Source organism: Streptococcus sp. OH4692_COT-348, assembly GCF_003859975.1.
Classification (GTDB): Bacteria; Bacillota; Bacilli; order Lactobacillales; family Streptococcaceae; genus Streptococcus.
The window spans coordinates 1-519 of sequence record NZ_RQZB01000054.1 but is presented as its reverse complement, the minus strand read 5'-3'; the positions used below and the strand labels follow the sequence as shown (position 1 = coordinate 519).

Annotated in this window: 6 tRNA genes; all 6 read left to right on the top strand. The window is 52.4% G+C overall.

The features are described 5' to 3' along the window. Nucleotides 1–15: 15 nt before the first annotated feature. Nucleotides 16–89, top strand: a tRNA-Pro gene (locus EII37_RS10865). A 5-nt stretch (nucleotides 90–94) separates the two neighbouring features. Further along, nucleotides 95–168 (top strand) — tRNA-Met (locus EII37_RS10860). A 13-nt stretch (nucleotides 169–181) separates the two neighbouring features. Further along, nucleotides 182–255 (top strand) — tRNA-Ile (locus tag EII37_RS10855). A 12-nt stretch (nucleotides 256–267) separates the two neighbouring features. Then, nucleotides 268–357, top strand: a tRNA-Ser gene (locus EII37_RS10850). A gap of 10 nt (nucleotides 358–367) precedes the next feature. Further along, a tRNA-Met gene (locus tag EII37_RS10845) sits at nucleotides 368–441 on the top strand. A gap of 3 nt (nucleotides 442–444) precedes the next feature. Continuing rightward, nucleotides 445–517: transfer RNA gene (locus tag EII37_RS10840), tRNA-Phe, on the top strand. The last annotated feature ends 2 nt before the right edge of the window (nucleotides 518–519 follow it).

The following is a 519-nucleotide window of genomic DNA, read 5'->3' as shown; positions in this document are numbered from 1 at the left end:
TTTTTCTTTTTAACTCGGGAAGTAGCTCAGCTTGGTAGAGTACTTGGTTTGGGACCAAGGTGTCGCAGGTTCGAATCCTGTCTTCCCGATTCATGGCGGTGTAGCTCAGCTGGCTAGAGCGTCCGGTTCATACCCGGGAGGTCGGGGGTTCGATCCCCTTCGCCGCTATAATGATCTTGTTGGACCTTTAGCTCAGCTGGTTAGAGCTCTCGGCTCATAACCGAGTGGTCGTAGGTTCAAGTCCTACAAGGTCCATTTAAATAATATGGAGGATTACCCAAGTCCGGCTGAAGGGAACGGTCTTGAAAACCGTCAGGCGTGTAAAAGCGTGCGTGGGTTCGAATCCCACATCCTCCTTTTATGTTAACGCGGGATGGAGCAGCTCGGTAGCTCGTCGGGCTCATAACCCGAAGGTCGTAGGTTCAAATCCTGCTCCCGCAATAAGGCTCGGTAGCTCAGTTGGTAGAGCAATGGATTGAAGCTCCATGTGTCGGCGGTTCGATTCCGTCTCGCGCCATT